The following is a 16,262-nucleotide window of genomic DNA, read 5'->3' on the forward strand; positions in this document are numbered from 1 at the left end:
CTTATTTCATAGCTTTTTGGCCGGGAGAGGGACTCAATCCCGCCTTAACCAGGTTCGAATCAGCTAAGCAGATAGTCACCTTTCGCATAGAACAGCTTTGTAACGCTGCTGAAAAACATGCTATCCGCTTATAATTTTTTAAGTACTGATATACGATAACTCAAACTTATTTTACTCAAACAAACTCACAAAGTAAAGCCTGACCCCATGTTGAATCTTGTTTTTGCCTCATCCAGCAGGACTTTACTCTCCGGCCTTTGCAAATGCGGGTCTGCACTAATCCAGGCCAGAGCCTCCTCCCGCGCCGCCTGGAGTATCTTCCAGTCCGCCAGCAGGTCGGCGATTTTAAATTCCGGCAGGCCGGACTGGCGGGTGCCGTAGAACTCGCCGGGCCCGCGCAAGCGCAGGTCTTCCTCGGCCAGGGCGAAACCGTCCGTGGTACGGGTCATCGCCTTCAGGCGGGCGCGCCCTTCCTCAGTTTTCGGCCCGGCAACCAGGACGCAATAGGACTGGTAAGCGCTCCGCCCTACCCGGCCCCGGAGCTGGTGGAGCTGGGCCAGGCCAAAGCGGTCGGCGTCGAGAATGACCATCACCGTTGCGTTCGGCGCATCGACACCTACTTCGATAACAGTAGTGCTAACCAGTATTTTTGTTTCACCCTGCCGGAAGGAGGTCATTACATCTTCCTTTTCAAATGGTTTCATGCGGCCATGCAACAGCCCGACCCGCCACTTCCTGAACTCGCCGGCGGCGAGATTTTCAGCCAGCTCAACGGCTGCCTGCAAGTCGACTTTTTCCGATTCCTCGACCAGAGGACAAACAATAAACGCCTGCCGGCCTTGGCTGACCTGCTCCCTGATTAAATTGTACACTCTGGCCAGGAGTCTGTGCGGTACGGCGTAGGTCTTTACAGGCTGCCTGCCGGGCGGCAGTTCGCCAATTACTGAAACGTCCAGGTCACCGTATAGAGTCAAAGCCAAGGTGCGGGGAATCGGGGTGGCGGTCATCACCAGGGTGTCCGGCCAGCACCCCTTGCTCCGGAAAGCGGCCCGCTGGCGTACGCCGAACCGGTGCTGCTCGTCGACCACGGTCATTCCCAGCTTATTAAAACGCACACTTTCCTGGAGCAAAGCATGGGTTCCCACCAGCACCGCCACTTTTCCGTCAGAAACCCGCTCCAGCAACTCTTCTTTCTCTTTTTTGCGCATGCCGCCGGTCAACAGGGCAACTTCAACCCCCAGCGGGGCAAGAACACTTTTCATCCCGTAATAGTGCTGCTCGGCCAAAATTTCCGTGGGAGCCATCAAAACACCCTGCAGTCCGCTTTCCACCGCCTTGAGCAGCGCCAACACCGATACGACAGTTTTTCCCGAGCCCACGTCGCCTTGCAGGAGGCGATGCATGGGAAAACGGGATTCCATGTCACGGGATATCTCCCGCCATACTTTGGCCTGCTCCGCAGTAAGACGGTAGGGCAAACTTTCCAAAAAAGCAATCGTCATTTTACCTTCGGGAAGATACCGGTGCGCTTTTTCCCGTCGGGCAATTTCCCTGCGGCACAATGCCAGTGAAAACTGGTACAGAAACAATTCTTCAAAAATAAAGCGTTTTCTGGCTCTCGCCGCATCCTCAGCATTGCCGGGATAATGTATCGTGGCAAGCGCCTCCCGGAAAAGCGGCAGGCTAAATTTCCGCAACAGCTTTTCGGGCAGAAAATCTCCGGTATGACCGCCCAATTCATCCAGGGCAAACTTAACGATGGCGCGCAGCAGGCGCTGGTTCAACTGCCCGGCCAAAGGATAAAGCGGCACCAGGCGTCCCGCGCTTAAGCTCTCTCCCCCGTCGTCTAGCTCATATTCCTCCACCATCACCTGAACTGCGCCAAAGCCCCTTTCGATTTTACCGGTTACATACAGTTTTGTCCCTATGGGAATGTTTTTCTTAATATAAGGCTGGTTGAACCACACGGCGTAAAAAACGCCCAGCCCGTCATGCAGCGCCAGTTTGGTCACGGTCAGGCCGCGCTTTGGCCTGATCGCCTGTGCTGTCAGCACCGTTCCCCGCAGAGTAGCTGTTTCGCCATGCGCGCAGGCTCCGGCCTCCCGCAGCCGGGTGCGGTCCTCGTAGCGCCTAGGGAAATGATAAAGCAGGTCCTTTACTGTAAAAATCCCTGCTTTTTGCAAGATTGCCGCCCGCCGTGGTCCGATTGTCTTGATTGATTGGACGGGTTTTGTCAAAAAGTCATTAGACATACAGATCCTCGCTCTTGCAGCCCAAAATATTTTTTGGTAGAATGTATAAGTGGTTTAAAGGAGGTGTAATACATATGGCTAGAAAATGTTCTGTATGCGGCAAAGGAATTACTGTCGGAATTAAAATGAGTCACTCACACATACGCACAAAAAGAACCTGGGTTCCCAACCTGCAGCGGGTCAAGGCTATCGTTGACGGCTCGCCTAAAAAAGTGCTGGTGTGCACCCGTTGTCTCAGAAGCGGGAAGGTTCAGCGTGCGATATAAAAGCAATATATATCACTTAGATGTTATCACTAGACCCGGCGGTCGCCGGGTCTAAGTTTTTTCATCAACCTACTGTCATGTTTTTCAACAAATTAGCCATTTCGATAGCTGTCACCGCGGCGTCCCAGCCCTTGTTCCCGGCCTTGGTGCCGGCCCGCTCAATAGCTTGCTCAATAGTCTCGGCGGTGATGATACCAAAAATGGTGGGGACACCGCTGTCCAAGCCCACTTTTGCCACACCCTTGGCAACTTCGGCGGCAATATAATCAAAATGTGGTGTCGCGCCGCGAATTACCGCCCCAAGGCAAATTACCGCGTCATATTTCTTCATGGAAACCATTTTCCCGGCGGCCAGCGGTATTTCAAAAGCCCCCGGCACCCAGGCGACCTCGATGTCATGCTCCTCCACTCCGTGCCGGTTAAGCGCGTCCAATGCCCCGCCGAGCAGCCTGTTGGTGATAAACTCGTTAAAACGGCCCAGCACCAGCCCAAATTTGAGGCCCTGGCCTAAAAGATGTCCCTCGTAATACTTCGGCATACTCCATTCTCCTCTACTTCTAAATTCCGCCAGCATTCATCATTCAGCATTCAGCAAGACGGTATTTTGCAGGTATTCAGAAGTCAGAATCTCAGAATATTTCCAGACAATAAGCCATTTTCTTCATCTTCTGACCCCTGACTCCTGTTTTTCTAACGTTCGCCGCTGCTTACATTCAACAGGTGGCCAAGCTTTTTCTGCTTGGTGGACAAGTAAAAACTGTTGTTTTTACCCGGCCTTATTTCCACCGGCACCCGCTCCACGATCTGCAGCCCGTAGCCTTCCAGCCCGGCAATCTTACGGGGGTTGTTAGTCATCAGACGAAGCTTTTTAAGTCCCAGATCCGCCAGAATCTGCGCGCCAAAACCGTAGTCGCGCAGGTCGGCGGGAAATCCCAGGGCCAAATTAGCTTCCACCGTATCCTTGCCCAAGTCCTGCAGGTGATAAGCCCGGATTTTATTCGCAAGGCCGATGCCGCGTCCTTCCTGGCGCATGTACAGAAGAACCCCGACACCTTCCTCGGCAATCATTTCCATCGCGCGGGCCAACTGGTCTCCGCAGTCGCAGCGCGTCGACCTGAAAACGTCCCCGGTCAGGCATTCCGAGTGCACTCTCACCAGGGGCGTTTCAGCCTGGTTCAAATCACCCATCACCAGGGCCAGATGCTCTTTGCCGTCCAGCAGGCTCTCATATGAGACAGCTTTAAACTCACCATATTTTGTCGGCAATTGCGCCGAATCTATCCGGCGCACCAACATCTCGGTACGCCGCCTGTACTGAATCAGGGCAGCTACAGTGATTATCTTTAAGTCGTGCTCTTTAACAAACTCCATCAATTCAGGCACCCGCGCCATAGCGCCGTCTTCCTTGATAATTTCGCAACAAATCCCGGCGGGGTACAGGCCGGCCATGCGGGTCAGATCCACAGTAGTCTCGGTGTGTCCCGCCCGCCTTAAAACCCCGCCTTCCTTGGGGCGCAACGGGAATACGTGGCCGGGACGGCGCAAATCCTCCGGTTTAGTGCCGGGATTCAAGACCGCCTTGACGGTCAAGGCCCGCTCGTAGGCGGAAATGCCGGTGGTGCATTCTTCGGCGTCGATGGAAACGGTGAAAGCTGTCCCGTGGGGGTCGGTGTTGTTGGTTACCATGGCCGGCAAATCCAGTTCGTCGAGACGTTTTCCGTCTACCGGCATGCAAACCAAGCCGCGCGCATGCGTAATCATGAAGTTGATCGCTTCCGGGGTGACCATCTCGGCGGCCATAATCAAGTCCCCTTCATTTTCACGATCCTCATCGTCCACCACCACGATCATCTTGCCTTGCCTAATATCCTCGATCGCTTCTTCAATTGTGTTAAATTTCATTGTCTATGCCTCCTTGCATTAAATCCTAATAAAAATTCATAATCCTATACAAAACCATGTTCCGCCAAGAAATTCAAACTAATATTTGATTCCCCGGCGTCGTTTTCCGGAAAAGCGGCCAGTCTTTCGATATATTTCCCGATCACGTCTCCTTCCAGATTCACTGTGGCCCCGGTATTCTTTAATCCCAGCGCGGTGGCGTGGGCAGTATGGGGAATAAGCGACACCTGAAAGCTGTCCGCCTGAAAATCCACCACGGTCAGGCTAATCCCGTCTATCGCCACGGACCCCTTCTTAATTACATAGCGCATCACTTCACGGGGCGCCCGGATGGTAATCAGGGTGGCAATATCATGCTTCTCCAGGCGGGTGATCGTTCCGACCCCGTCAATATGCCCGCTGACTATGTGCCCGCCCAGCCTGTCGCCCAGCCGCAGGGCCCGCTCAAGATTAACACGGTCACCTGTATTTAAAGTACCTAGATTGCTCTTTGCCAGGGTTTCCGCCATCACATCGGCGGTAAATTCCCGCGGGCCCAAATGAACCACCGTCAGGCATACTCCGTTCACCGCGATGCTGTCCCCAAGCCGCGCATCCTCCAGCACCTTTTCCGCGCCGACGGTTAATTGGGCGGAAGCAGCCCCGCGTTTGATACCCTTAAGTGTTCCCAGCTCTTCGACTATACCGGTAAACATCGTTTACCCACCTCTATATTTTAAATATCCTGCTATACAAAAATCAGGCCCCAAACGGCTCACTTTCACACGCTCAAGCGCGGCGGCCCCGGACAAATCATCAACTCCCCGGCCGCCAACCGGACCGGGCGCCTCCTGTCCGCCGATAATCTTCGGGGCGATAAACCATACTGCTTTATCAACTATTTCCGCTGCGAACGCGGAACCGTGCACCCCGGCCCCGCCTTCAATCAATAAGCTGGTAATCTCCCTTTTGCCCAGTATTTTCACCAGTTGTGCCAGTTCCACCCGCGGGCCTTCATTAACCACCAGCACCTCCGCGCCGGCCTGCCGCAGCGCCTCCAGCCTTTCCGGCGGCGCGCCGGCTGTCGTGGCGATTATGGCGGGGGCCGCTGACTGCCGGTTCAATACATTCGCGTCAAGCGGAGTTTTGGCCCTGCTGTCCAGGATTATTCGCACCGGATCGCGCCCTCTCCCGGCCGTCAGGCGCGTGGTGAGAGAGGGGTTGTCGGCCAGTACCGTGCCTATGCCGACCAGAATAGCGTCATACCAGTCTCTCAGACAGTGCCCGTAAGCCCGCGCCTCAGCTCCGGTTATCCATTTCGCATTGCCGGAATGGGTGGCAATTTTCCCGTCCAGGCTCATGGCCGCCTTGGCCACCACAAAAGGAAGCCCGGTAGTGATATATTTGATAAAAACTTCATTTAGCTCCAGGGCATCATCTTCCATTACACCGGTGACGACTTCCACCCCGGCTTCTCTGAGCCGCCGGATTCCGCCGCCTGAAACCAGCGGATTCGGATCAAGCATGGCAATCACCACTTTTGCCACTCCGGCGGCAATCACCGCCTCCGCGCAGGGGCCGGTGCGCCCGTGGTGGCAGCATGGTTCCAGCGTCACATACAAGGTCGCGCCGCGGGCTTCATCTCCCGCTTCCGCCAGAGCCAGCACCTCGGCGTGCGGTGTGCCCGCCCGGGCATGGAAACCCTGCCCGACTATCCGGCTGTCTTTGACCACCACCGCCCCCACCATCGGGTTGGGGCTGGTGCGGCCGCGCGCCCGGGCGGCAAGTGCCAAAGCCATTTTCATATAGTGCCTGTCCATAAACCTCACCAGCATTAATAATTAATAAAAATCAAAAAACCCCGGGCAACAAACCTCAGGGCATTAAATCAAACATAATCAAACACCTTTTCGAAAAACACTTTCAAAAAGGTATCGCACCTTCTTCCATCCAGACTTTTACTGTCGGCCCCGGCTTCTCACCGGATCAACCCCTGAAGGGTTTGCGGGCTCGGCTCACGCCATACCGCCGATAGGGAATTGCACCCGTCCCTGAAGGCATTGCCTTATTAACTTCAATGATTATTATATGGCCGGATTTATTAGATGTCAACCTCTATATAAATGGAATGTGATTATCATGTCATGTGATAATGCCACCTTGTTAATTATCGTGATCATATGTCACCTATGAAAGGATAAATAAGGTCACATCTATAAACCTTTCTTTAGCTCTGCCAAAAAACGTTCCAAATCACCCAAATCTTCTCTAAGCACTTGGTGTAGATAATTAGTATCAACATCCACTTATATAATAAATTTCTCCCGTTCCATATAATAGAGCCGTCTCTTTAGCGATAATACCATATCTCATGCAAAAAAGGAGGTTATTGTAAAATTAGAGATAGACACTTTTGCTGAAGGTAAATTAACCAGCACGGTGCTGCACCAGAGCAAAAAGGCTTATAAGCTAAAGGGTAAAGGTCCCGGAATTCAACCAACCCCCTTTATTTTTTTTTAATATTAACTTTGTCCCAATTATTTGCATTGCATACCGGGCATCTGGTGCGGCGGCAACAGATAATATCTTCCCAATGGTGGCCACAAATCTTACAGGCCAGCTCGTATTTGGCAAGGCTGTAATTTCCGCCGGTTACCCGCAGGGCGGAACCATTAACCAGAGCTTCGGCAATTTTTCTCCTAGCGGCAGTGATTATTCTGTAAAACGTCGGTCTGGATACAGTCATCTTTTGTGCGCATTCTTCATATTCTAATCCTTCTAAATCTCTTAAGCGTATTGCTTCTAATTCTTCAACCGTTAGATGTATTTCGAAAAGTTTAGTTACCGGTATTCCGGCTGGTTTAAAATAAGTGAACTGTGGAAACTTTTCAACTCTCCTGCATTTTGGTGGTCGTGGCATTATTACACCCCGGAGGTTAATCTATTTTTTTCCGTACCTTCCCGCAAATACTGATGCGCCAGGTCAACATATGCTTCAATCATAATAGCACATTCTAAACGTTTCTTCTGCATTGCACAAAACAATTCCTCCGGTTTCATAATATCTCCGCTTGCATAGTAAGAATTTGCATGGCAACCGCCTGAACAGTAAAGTTTTGCCCAGCAATCACGGCATTCTTCTTTAGTTAATATGTTAGTTTTTCTAAATCTTTCACATAAGGCATTGTTTTTTAGGCCTGTGTCAAGATTTCCCATTATAAATTCGTGCTTGCCAACAAACTGGTGGCAGGGATAAAGGTCTCCCTCTGGCGTAACGGCGAGATATTCCGTGCCTGCACCGCAAGCTGCGATTCTTTTATATAGACAGGGACCTTTATAAATATTTACGTTGAAGTGATAAAACCTAAAGGGTTTTCCTCCTTCTTTTATTTTTCTTATATACGCATAGGCAAGCTGTTCATATTCATTGAGAATTTCCGGAATGTGCTCGCGACGAATATGAAAATCCTCGCCTCTACCCACAACAGGTTCCATCGATATCTCATCAAATCCCAGATCGGCGAGATGCAGCACATCCTTGGAAAAATCCGTGTTTCTGGAGGTAAATGTCCCACGGATGAAATAGCTTTTGTTTTCCCTCGCACGAACTAGATGCAAAGCATTGCCGATTATTCTATCATATGTACTCCGGCCTGCAGCGTCATACCTTATCGCATCATGAACTTCTTTCCGTCCATCAAGGCTAATAACTACATTATCCATGTTTTCATTGATATATTTTATTTCATCATTGTCAAGAAGCGTACCATTAGTGGTAACAGTAAAGTTTATCTGCTTATCTGCGAGTTTTGCGACTTTTCTTCCATATTCCACAGTCTTTTTAACAACGGTAAAATTGAGCATCGGCTCGCCGCCGAAAAAATCTATCTCAACATTTCTTCTCTTTCCGGAGTTGTTAACCAGGAAATCCACCGCTTTAATGGCAATCTCCAGTGGCATTAATTTTTTTGCCGCCTTGTAGCTTCCCTTGGATGCGAAACAATATTCGCACATGAGGTTGCAGTCATGGGCTACATGAAGGCACAAGGCTTTGAAGCCTTTATTAACGGTCATATTGTTTTGAACAGCGGTCTGATCTATTTCAGGGGAGAATAGAAGCCCTTTTTCTACAAGCAAGCTGATTTCCTCCCATGCTTCCCTGATGCTTTTTGCAGGGTATCTCTCCTGAAACTTTTTTACTGCTTGTTCATATGCAAACGGTTTCTTGAATTGCGCCAATAATTCATATGCCACATCGTCTAGAACGTGGACGCTTCCACTGTTGCCATCTAAAGCGATATTAATTCCACCCATGGAATAAACATGAACCATCAACAGCATCTCCCAATTCAATCATCTTCAAGAACAATTTCAACACCATAATGCAAAACACTCTAACTTTCTTCCTCTTCGTCCGGCGGGTGATTGATGAAATACTCACGCTCAAGAAGATCGTGATACTCCTCCGGTATAGGCACTGTAAGCATGGAGGTGGTTTCATCGCAAGCAATCAGTTTAAGGATCAGATCATAACTGCCGTCCGGATTCCTGCGCGGCCGCCACCGTTTGAGCATGGTTCCTTCGCCTTCAATATGGACTTGCACGGCATTATCACACCAGGTAAAAAAGCTTTCCCGCAGGTCATCGAGGTACTCTTCCATTGTCGGCTCCTTCCGCGCGGTTTGTTTCGCAGATTATTAACATTTTATCATAATAATGTTTGTTTTGCTTCTATTGAGTTAAATCTTCAAAGACGAAATTGGTAAAAAGGTTACTGTCATACTCCTCAATTTTGCGGAAAGAAATCGTCCGGAAATTTCAGATACCGTTTATTGGCGGCTTGCCTGTGGATCCCAATTTCTCAAAGCTCTGTGATCAAGATATCTTCCGGACTGCCTGAAGCAGAATTGGCCCCGACTACTACTTTACACCATTCTCGTTGAACAATCCCTGTGCCCGCGGGCCCATCCCGCCGGCTATGATAATGTCGGCTCCTTTTTCGCCCAGTAATCTGGGGTACAAACCAGGCTCATGCGGCGGGGGAGTAAATGATTCTTTCTTGTTAATTTCTTTGGTTTCAGGGTTGACGTCAAAAAAACAAATCTTTCGCAATGCCCAAATCACTGTTTGTTTAAGTTCAATTTCTTTTCCAAATTTTCCCAAACAGTTCTCATATCTTCTGCCACGGCAGTATCCGGAAACGCCACCACCGGGAGTCCTTTGATCTGTGCTTCGGTGACAGTCCGGTCATAGCGAATCCTTCCGATAACGGCAATTCCACCCGCCCTTGCTTTCTCCTCGATATTTTCAGCCACCTCAGGGTTGAGATCATATTTGTTGACGCAGAGGAAAGCGGGAATTTTAAAATGTCCGGCCAGTTCGGCCACCCGTTCCAGGTCGTGCGCACCGGATACTGTGGGTTCCGCGACGATCAAAACGGCGTCGGCGCCGGTGATTGAAGAAATAACCGGGCAACCGATACCCGGCGGTCCGTCAACAATGATGTATGACAGATTGTCTTTTTCGGCGAGCATTCTTGCCTGGTTGCGCACCAGGGAAACCAGCTTGCCGGAATTTTCTTGCGCGATGCCGAGCCTGGCGTGGACCATCGGGCCGTAGCGGGTATCCGAAATAAACCATCGGCCGTTGACGGACGGCTTAAAATCGATGGCTTTCTCCGGGCAAAAGCAACTGCAAACACCGCACCCTTCACAGGCTATATGGTCAATAAAATAGGCCGGCTGTTTGCTCTCATCTTTGATTACGGCATTGAACCGGCAGATCTCATAGCATTTTCCACAATTACTGCATCTGCCTGGAACAATGCTGGCGCTCTTTCCACCGGTGAAATCCTCTGTTTTTTTAATCCGGGGTTCAAGCACCAGATGCAGGTCCGCCGCGTCCACGTCACAGTCCGCCACCACCGACCTTTTGGCCAGGACAACCAGGGAAGCCGCCACGCTTGTCTTGCCGGTACCTCCTTTGCCGCTGACAACTACTATTTCTTTCACCGTCTCGCCTCTTTTTCAATAGAAATCAGGAGATCTTCGAAAACTCCCCGGTAAGCGGGGGCGGCGGAAAACGCCAATTCGCCTCTGGAATAAGCCTCGGCTATCCTGCGGTCGTCCGGTATTTCCGCCAGCAGCTTGACTTCTCTTTCCCTGCAGAAATCCCTGGCCAGGCTGTTATACGGGTTGGACCTGTTCACCACTACCGCGTGCGGAATACCCAGTTCTTTAATCATGTCTAAGGCAAGGCCCAGGTCGTTCAGTCCGAAGGGGGTCGGTTCGGTAACTAGTATTACGAAATCCACTCCTTTAATCGCTGTGATTACCGGACAGGAGGTGCCCGGGGGCGCGTCAACAATTCTTAATGAATTATCCGGGCCTGCCGAGCGAACCGCCTTGATCAGCGGCGTACTCATGGCCTCGCCAATATTGAGCTTGCCGTGGACAAAAGATATTTCCCCGGCCACTCCTTCTTCCACAATCCCAATTTTCCTGCCTTTTTCGGCAATTGCCGCAACGGGACAGGCCAACTGACAACCTCCACACCCGTGGCACATTTTTTCGAAAGTGAGGACGTTTTTGTTAATGCACAGGATAGCGCTGTATTGGCAAATTTCCCCGCAGGAGCTGCAGGCAATACACTTCTCGGCATCAATCACCGGAACCGGCACGCTGACCGGGTAGCGTCGGCTGATACGTGGCTTCAGAAAGAGGTGCCCGTTCGGCTCTTCTACGTCACTATCCAGATAAGCCGCCTTATATCCTGCTGCTACCGCGGCACAGGCAAGATTTACAGAAACAGTAGTCTTACCCGTCCCTCCCTTGCCGCTTGCCACGGCAACAGTCAAATTTATTGTCATTTTATTTCCCCCCGAAGGGTATACCCAATGGACCGGTCCCATCAAATCCCGGCATAATACATTTCCTCCCCCATTCTGGTATTTTGTAAAGCTAACAGTAACCCCTACCCTGGCCGCCACGTCCTTGACCTTGCCTGACTCCCCGGCCACCACCCCGGCCACAGTATCCGCTGCCTTGTCCTTGTCTTTGGCCGCCGCCTTGTCCTTGGCCGGTGCCACACGGACCTAAACGCCTGCCTGTTCCCTGACCCCGGCCCTGTGGCCCTGTTCCATCTCTCCTCGGCATCTTTACATACCTCCGTTTAAATAATTTTGATTAAACTTAAATCCAGTGACCTTCCACATCCGCCTCTTCAGCTTCAGTAAGCATACCCTTTTTAAATTTCTCCACGGTATCTGCCACCGTGCCTTCAGCGCCGGTAAACACCTTAATCCCCGCAGCGCTTAATGTACGGAAAGCTTTTGGCCCACAGTGCCCCGTAATCACGGCTTCCACTCCCTGGCGGCTGACTATTTCCGCTGACTGAATACCGGCGCCCTGAGCGGCGTTCAAATTTTGATTATTGCTCACCGCACGGTAATCACCCGTAGCCGTGTCTACCACGATAAAGCAGTTGCAACGGCCAAACCTAAGATCCACCAAGCTTTTAAGGGTCTGTTCCCGGGCAGAAATTGCTATTTTCATAGATGCACACCTTCTCCCGATTAAACTTTTAGTCATTATCTGCGACCAAATTATATTATGGACTATGTTTCATAACTATTATATTCAACCTCAATTAAATATGTCAAGGATAATATGTCATTAATTTTAAGTTAATATAAAAATATTTATACAAGTAACTTCAAATATTTTTTATAAATTCTTTTAAGAAATTTCCCTCCAAATTACTCTCTTCTTTGAATGTATTCAACCATGGATTCTATCTCTTCCTTCGAATCTGGCAGGATCCGCATGACCCAGTCTATAACAGCTTTATCAAAAGCCTCCACAGCCATGCAAGAACAATGTAATTTTTGTTCGGGTAAACCGCTTAAAGCTTCAACAACATCCTGGTCATTTATATCCAGAGCCTCCATAATCGGCTTTCCTTTAACCAGTTCGCTAAAGACGCTGGAAGTAGCAATAGCCGCCGGGCAGCCATGCACTTGATATTTTATGTCTGTTAATTGATGGCCGTCGATCTTAATATATATCTTTACGTAATCGCTGCATGAAGGATTACCTGCCGTTCCGATTCCATCAGCATCATCGATTTTTCCAACATTGCTTGGATTCATAAAATGCTTCATTAATATCTTATTATCATAGATGTCTATTTCCATAATTTTGTACTCCTCCTTGCGTTATGGTCATTAGCTCATAAATATTATAGATCCCATCTGCATAAATAATCAATAATAACATCTAAAGATTTTAAATTTTTATATATAAATAATTTATATAAGACAACCCGATATTAGTGTGATTATCTTTTGATTCCATCGTATTTCTTAAAACCATATTTCTTAGTCTTATAAACTTAAAAAAATAATTTAAATGATAAACCAATAATTACTTATAATAATTGTTAGTATATTATATAAAAAACATATAATAATTTAACCACCGCTCCCACCAGCATTATTAAAAATCAAAAGCCCCGGGCGACAAACCTCAGGGCATAATCAACGTCATTAAAACGACCTCTTGAAAAACGGATTTCAAAAGGGTAATTTAACTTTCTCCCATCCAGACCGCTAAGATGGGATGAACAGAACCACAAATAATTCTTTACCGGCAGCTACAGGAGTCCCAGCCATTTCCAAAAAGGTATGGAAACATACAAAGCCGCCAGTCTGATGAGCACCGTGACAGCGTTAAATGTTAGAAACGCACGTTTGCTAAAAGTTTGCTTTTTGCTGTTTACCACTTCTGAGAAAACAAGGAAATCGGGATCCTGCTGTGGAATAAGCCACCAGCCGGCGAAAATCAGAATAATAAATCCGATGACCCACTGGCTTATGGCATTGGTCTGCGCTATGGGAAAAAGTATCGCCGTAAACAAGATAATTATCGTGTATTCGTCGGCGACTATGCCAATCAATGTAATCGAGCAGGCCAGTAAAAATATAAAAAGATAAAAATTATCAGTCATATAATGTTCTATCCACGCGAAATGATTGATCAGCCACTGGTCAAGCTCCAGGTAAGACATGGCGTCTATAATTCCCAGCATGCCGCCGAGATAAATCAGAAAAGGCCAGTTAATGCTCTTTTTAAACTCTTCGTTTGAAAGAATCCCCAGAGAAAGAAAAATATATAATACGGCCAACCCGACCCAGGGAGTGTCTATTTTATGAATGGAAGAAGTGGCGACACCGACGATAAAGAGCAGGACACCGCCAAGAGCGGCCCACTCTTTCGGGTTAAACGGGCCGAGAACTTCAAGCTGCGCCTCAATTTGGTCTCTGGATACCTCGGGTACCTCCTCACTGCGAAACATGACAAACAAAACCAGCAGGTACAGAATAATAGACACGAGAGTAAAAACTAGCGCGGCAAAAGCCCAGCTAATCCAGGTAAATTGCTCTCTCAACTGCAGCGGAAGTAAACCGTAAATCAAAAAGTTAACGGCGCTGCCCGTCAAAAAAACGCTGGAAAAATGCGTCGTCCCGGTATATAGCGCGGCAGTTAGCTGATTAGCCGCCTTGCCGGAAAGACGGTATCTTAAAGTATCGACCATGTCTGTCAACGGGGCGCTGATCATCGTCACCCGCCCGCTGTAGTCAGGAAGAAACGGGATCATGGTGAAACCGGTCAGGAACATCACCAGCACATAGGAAAACCGGGAGGGGGGGACATATTTCAACACAGTGAGAATCAACCGGTAAGCAATTCCGGAAGCAATCAAGACCGCGGTTAATCCGAACACACTCAGAGCCATGAAAAAAGTACCTGATGTAAAGCCGGCAAGCACAACTGAAGGCGGAGCGATGCCTAAAAAAATCACTACCAGGATGGCCAGTATACACGGAATTAGGAAAGAAGGAGTCAAGTTAAAAGTCCACATGATCATCACAGTGGACAGCACCATTAAAAACAGCCTGGCATTCCATTCGAATCCCACGCCGGAACTCGTGTAAAAAATCACCGCGGGCACGATAATAGCCAGTATCCACCCAATGGTAAACCCAATGCCGGCGCTCTGCTCCTGTACTTGCTTAGCCCTAGAATAATATTCCAGTTTTTTATCTGTAAAGTGATTAAATAAAGAGGAAAAAAAACCTTTTAAAAGTTGTGGTTCATTCTCTAAGAGGCTATGCAGCGATTCCCCGGGGATCTCCAGAACCACGGCGGAACAGGCTGCGATCGCATCCGTTAAATATAGTTCTTCTCCAATCGCCGCTTCCTCGCCAAACAGGCCGCTTGACACCTCTTTAACCACGCGCTTGTCCGCAATTAGTTTCAAATTGCCTTCAATAACAAGGTATATATTGGCAGCCGGCGTCTGCGTCCGGTAGAGAACTTCCCCTTCTCTCAAACTTTTTTCAACAATACCGGGGATTATACGGGCAAGATTCTGGGGGTTGCACGTCGAAAAAACCGGGGCGTTTTTCATTTGCGCGGTAATTTCTTTAACACCGAGACTCATGGATTAACCTCCGCTCACTGTTTCCGGCCAGTCCCGGCCGGCAAAGGAAATCTACTCAAAATAATTATTAGTGGCCCGGGCAAAGGCTTCATATATTTTGGGCACTACTATGTTGTATTTTTGCAGGCCGGAACGGCGAATCAGCACAATGAATTGCCGTGTCTCCTGAACAGTGATATCTTTTGGCGAAATGCCTTTATCGATAATGTCGACAGCCATGCCGGCGGCAACTTCACCCTGTTCGTACGGCGACACTCCCAGCGCCATCATATAACCGTCCTCCACATTAAATCCGTTGGTGCCGACACCGGGAACTCTACTGTTCTCCATCGTCCAGTCTATAATTTCTTCGGGCGGCACTAATTTCTTATCATCCTCTGAACGGGCAATCTTGCGGTAATTGGTCAACATCAAAAAATCGGCCCGCCCTTCGGCTTCAATGATTGCTTTTTGCCACTCGTCAAAAGTGCCGACATTGAATGAATCCACGAGCACCACCGGATCCCAATCAAATGTTTCAATAAAGTGTTCATCCTCCAGCACCGAACCGGACCTGTCTCCGATAGTGATCAGGCGGATCTTGCCTGTCTTCCCCTGTGACTCGTGTATTTGCATATAAAAATCTTTTACCGATTGCAATTGCTTTCTCTCGACTATACCGGTCACGTTGTTCGCTTGATCATACCCGTACGGCGCAATCTCCCCGTTTATGCCGGCGAAGATAATTTTCATGCGCGGGTCATTGATATAATACTTGGCCGCGTACTGCTGCGCGTCATCGTCAACTGCCAGGATAATATCCGGCTTCCACTCGTCAATTACTTTCCGCGCCGTGTTGCCGGCTTTAACTTTAAAATCTTCCTCGGGGTGATTTTTGGTGTCCATATAGTGCCGCCGGACTGTATACGGCTTTTTATCAAGAATTTTGCTGATGCCTTCATCCACGTCATTAGTCCAGGAGTAATCGGTAAAATAACTTTGCAGCACAAGCACCCTCGGTTTATTAAAGCTGGCTGAAACCACGAACACGCACAGGCAGATAAAAAAGATAATAATCAGCAGTTGGTTGATGTTAATCTTTTTCATAAAGCTCCCAGCCACCTCCAATACGGTATCGAAACAGCTATTGCCGCCAGCTATGCCGGCTTTCATGCAACCTCCCGTTGCACTTTAAACTGTCTCAGCAATACTTCAACGATCGCCGGCGAATTCGTTAGCCTTCGCTAAACTATTATATTTTATTAGTTAATTAACTGTATCGATAACTTGGTGAGTATAACCTTTATTGGACTAAACCGCTGGCGCGGTGGTAAAAACTTTTAGGTAATACCCTCCCAACCCTGCCTGCCGAGATCCTCTG

Annotated in this window: 16 protein-coding genes and 1 riboswitch; of the genes, 1 reads left to right on the top strand and 15 read right to left on the bottom strand. The window is 48.9% G+C overall.

Translation table 11 applies throughout. From position 1 onward, the window contains the following. Nucleotides 1-185: 185 nt before the first annotated feature. Nucleotides 186-2,252: an ATP-dependent DNA helicase RecG gene (recG, locus tag A4E54_RS10900; protein ID WP_286726132.1), complete on the bottom strand. Its 2,067-nt coding sequence runs from the start codon at nt 2,250-2,252 to the stop codon at nt 186-188. A gap of 74 nt (nt 2,253-2,326) precedes the next feature. Here recG and rpmB point away from each other — a divergent pair, with 74 nt between their 5' ends. Continuing rightward, nucleotides 2,327-2,518: a 50S ribosomal protein L28 gene (gene rpmB / locus A4E54_RS10905; protein ID WP_240084479.1), complete on the top strand. Its 192-nt coding sequence runs from the start codon at nt 2,327-2,329 to the stop codon at nt 2,516-2,518. Between the two features lie 64 nt (nt 2,519-2,582). Here the strand turns inward: rpmB and ribH are convergent, their stop codons facing one another. The 14 genes from ribH to A4E54_RS10975 form a co-directional block, all read right to left on the bottom strand. Next, a complete protein-coding gene (gene ribH, locus A4E54_RS10910; RefSeq protein WP_240084478.1) occupies nt 2,583-3,056 on the bottom strand; it encodes a 6,7-dimethyl-8-ribityllumazine synthase in 474 nt (157 codons plus the stop codon). 152 nt (nt 3,057-3,208) lie between these two features. Then, nucleotides 3,209-4,420 carry a bifunctional 3,4-dihydroxy-2-butanone-4-phosphate synthase/GTP cyclohydrolase II gene (locus A4E54_RS10915; RefSeq protein ID WP_240084477.1) on the bottom strand — a complete coding sequence of 404 codons (1,212 nt, stop codon included), beginning with the start codon at nt 4,418-4,420 and terminating at the stop codon, nt 3,209-3,211. 44 nt (nt 4,421-4,464) lie between these two features. Further along, nucleotides 4,465-5,115 (bottom strand): riboflavin synthase, encoded by a 651-nt coding sequence (locus A4E54_RS10920; protein WP_240084476.1) that lies wholly within the window; start codon nt 5,113-5,115, stop codon nt 4,465-4,467. 3 nt (nt 5,116-5,118) lie between these two features. After that, on the bottom strand, nt 5,119-6,219 hold the full coding sequence (gene ribD / locus A4E54_RS10925; RefSeq protein ID WP_286726134.1) for a bifunctional diaminohydroxyphosphoribosylaminopyrimidine deaminase/5-amino-6-(5-phosphoribosylamino)uracil reductase RibD: 1,101 nt from the start codon (nt 6,217-6,219) through the stop codon (nt 5,119-5,121). Between the two features lie 114 nt (nt 6,220-6,333). Beyond that, nucleotides 6,334-6,462: riboswitch (FMN riboswitch) on the bottom strand. A gap of 443 nt (nt 6,463-6,905) precedes the next feature. Continuing rightward, nucleotides 6,906-7,319 (bottom strand): DUF134 domain-containing protein, encoded by a 414-nt coding sequence (locus A4E54_RS10930; protein ID WP_240084474.1) that lies wholly within the window; start codon nt 7,317-7,319, stop codon nt 6,906-6,908. Nucleotides 7,320-7,321: 2 nt separating this feature from the next. Beyond that, nucleotides 7,322-8,731: a thioether cross-link-forming SCIFF peptide maturase gene (gene scfB / locus A4E54_RS10935; RefSeq protein ID WP_240084473.1), complete on the bottom strand. Its 1,410-nt coding sequence runs from the start codon at nt 8,729-8,731 to the stop codon at nt 7,322-7,324. Between the two features lie 62 nt (nt 8,732-8,793). Further along, a complete protein-coding gene (locus A4E54_RS10940) occupies nt 8,794-9,060 on the bottom strand; it encodes a hypothetical protein (RefSeq protein WP_240084472.1) in 267 nt (88 codons plus the stop codon). A gap of 259 nt (nt 9,061-9,319) precedes the next feature. Further along, entirely contained in the window at nt 9,320-9,511 is a 192-nt protein-coding gene (locus A4E54_RS10945; protein ID WP_286726135.1) for a NifB/NifX family molybdenum-iron cluster-binding protein, read from the bottom strand. An 8-nt stretch (nt 9,512-9,519) separates the two neighbouring features. Then, nucleotides 9,520-10,410 (bottom strand): ATP-binding protein, encoded by an 891-nt coding sequence (locus tag A4E54_RS10950; RefSeq protein WP_240084470.1) that lies wholly within the window; start codon nt 10,408-10,410, stop codon nt 9,520-9,522. Then, nucleotides 10,407-11,486, bottom strand: a complete 1,080-nt coding sequence (locus tag A4E54_RS10955) for an ATP-binding protein (RefSeq protein WP_240084469.1) — start codon at nt 11,484-11,486, stop codon at nt 10,407-10,409. The genes A4E54_RS10950 and A4E54_RS10955 overlap by 4 nt, the downstream gene beginning before the upstream one ends. Before the next feature lie 103 nt (nt 11,487-11,589). Beyond that, nucleotides 11,590-11,952 (bottom strand): NifB/NifX family molybdenum-iron cluster-binding protein, encoded by a 363-nt coding sequence (locus A4E54_RS10960; protein WP_240084468.1) that lies wholly within the window; start codon nt 11,950-11,952, stop codon nt 11,590-11,592. A gap of 203 nt (nt 11,953-12,155) precedes the next feature. Further along, entirely contained in the window at nt 12,156-12,593 is a 438-nt protein-coding gene (locus A4E54_RS10965; RefSeq protein ID WP_240084467.1) for an iron-sulfur cluster assembly scaffold protein, read from the bottom strand. Between the two features lie 458 nt (nt 12,594-13,051). Beyond that, entirely contained in the window at nt 13,052-14,902 is a 1,851-nt protein-coding gene (locus A4E54_RS10970; protein ID WP_240084466.1) for an SLC13 family permease, read from the bottom strand. Nucleotides 14,903-14,953: 51 nt separating this feature from the next. Further along, nucleotides 14,954-16,054, bottom strand: a complete 1,101-nt coding sequence (locus A4E54_RS10975) for an ABC transporter substrate-binding protein (protein WP_240084465.1) — start codon at nt 16,052-16,054, stop codon at nt 14,954-14,956. Nucleotides 16,055-16,262: the final 208 nt, after the last annotated feature.

The sequence above is a fragment of the Pelotomaculum sp. PtaB.Bin117 genome, assembly GCF_002067195.1.
GTDB lineage: Bacteria > Bacillota > Desulfotomaculia > Desulfotomaculales > Pelotomaculaceae > Pelotomaculum_D > Pelotomaculum_D terephthalicicum.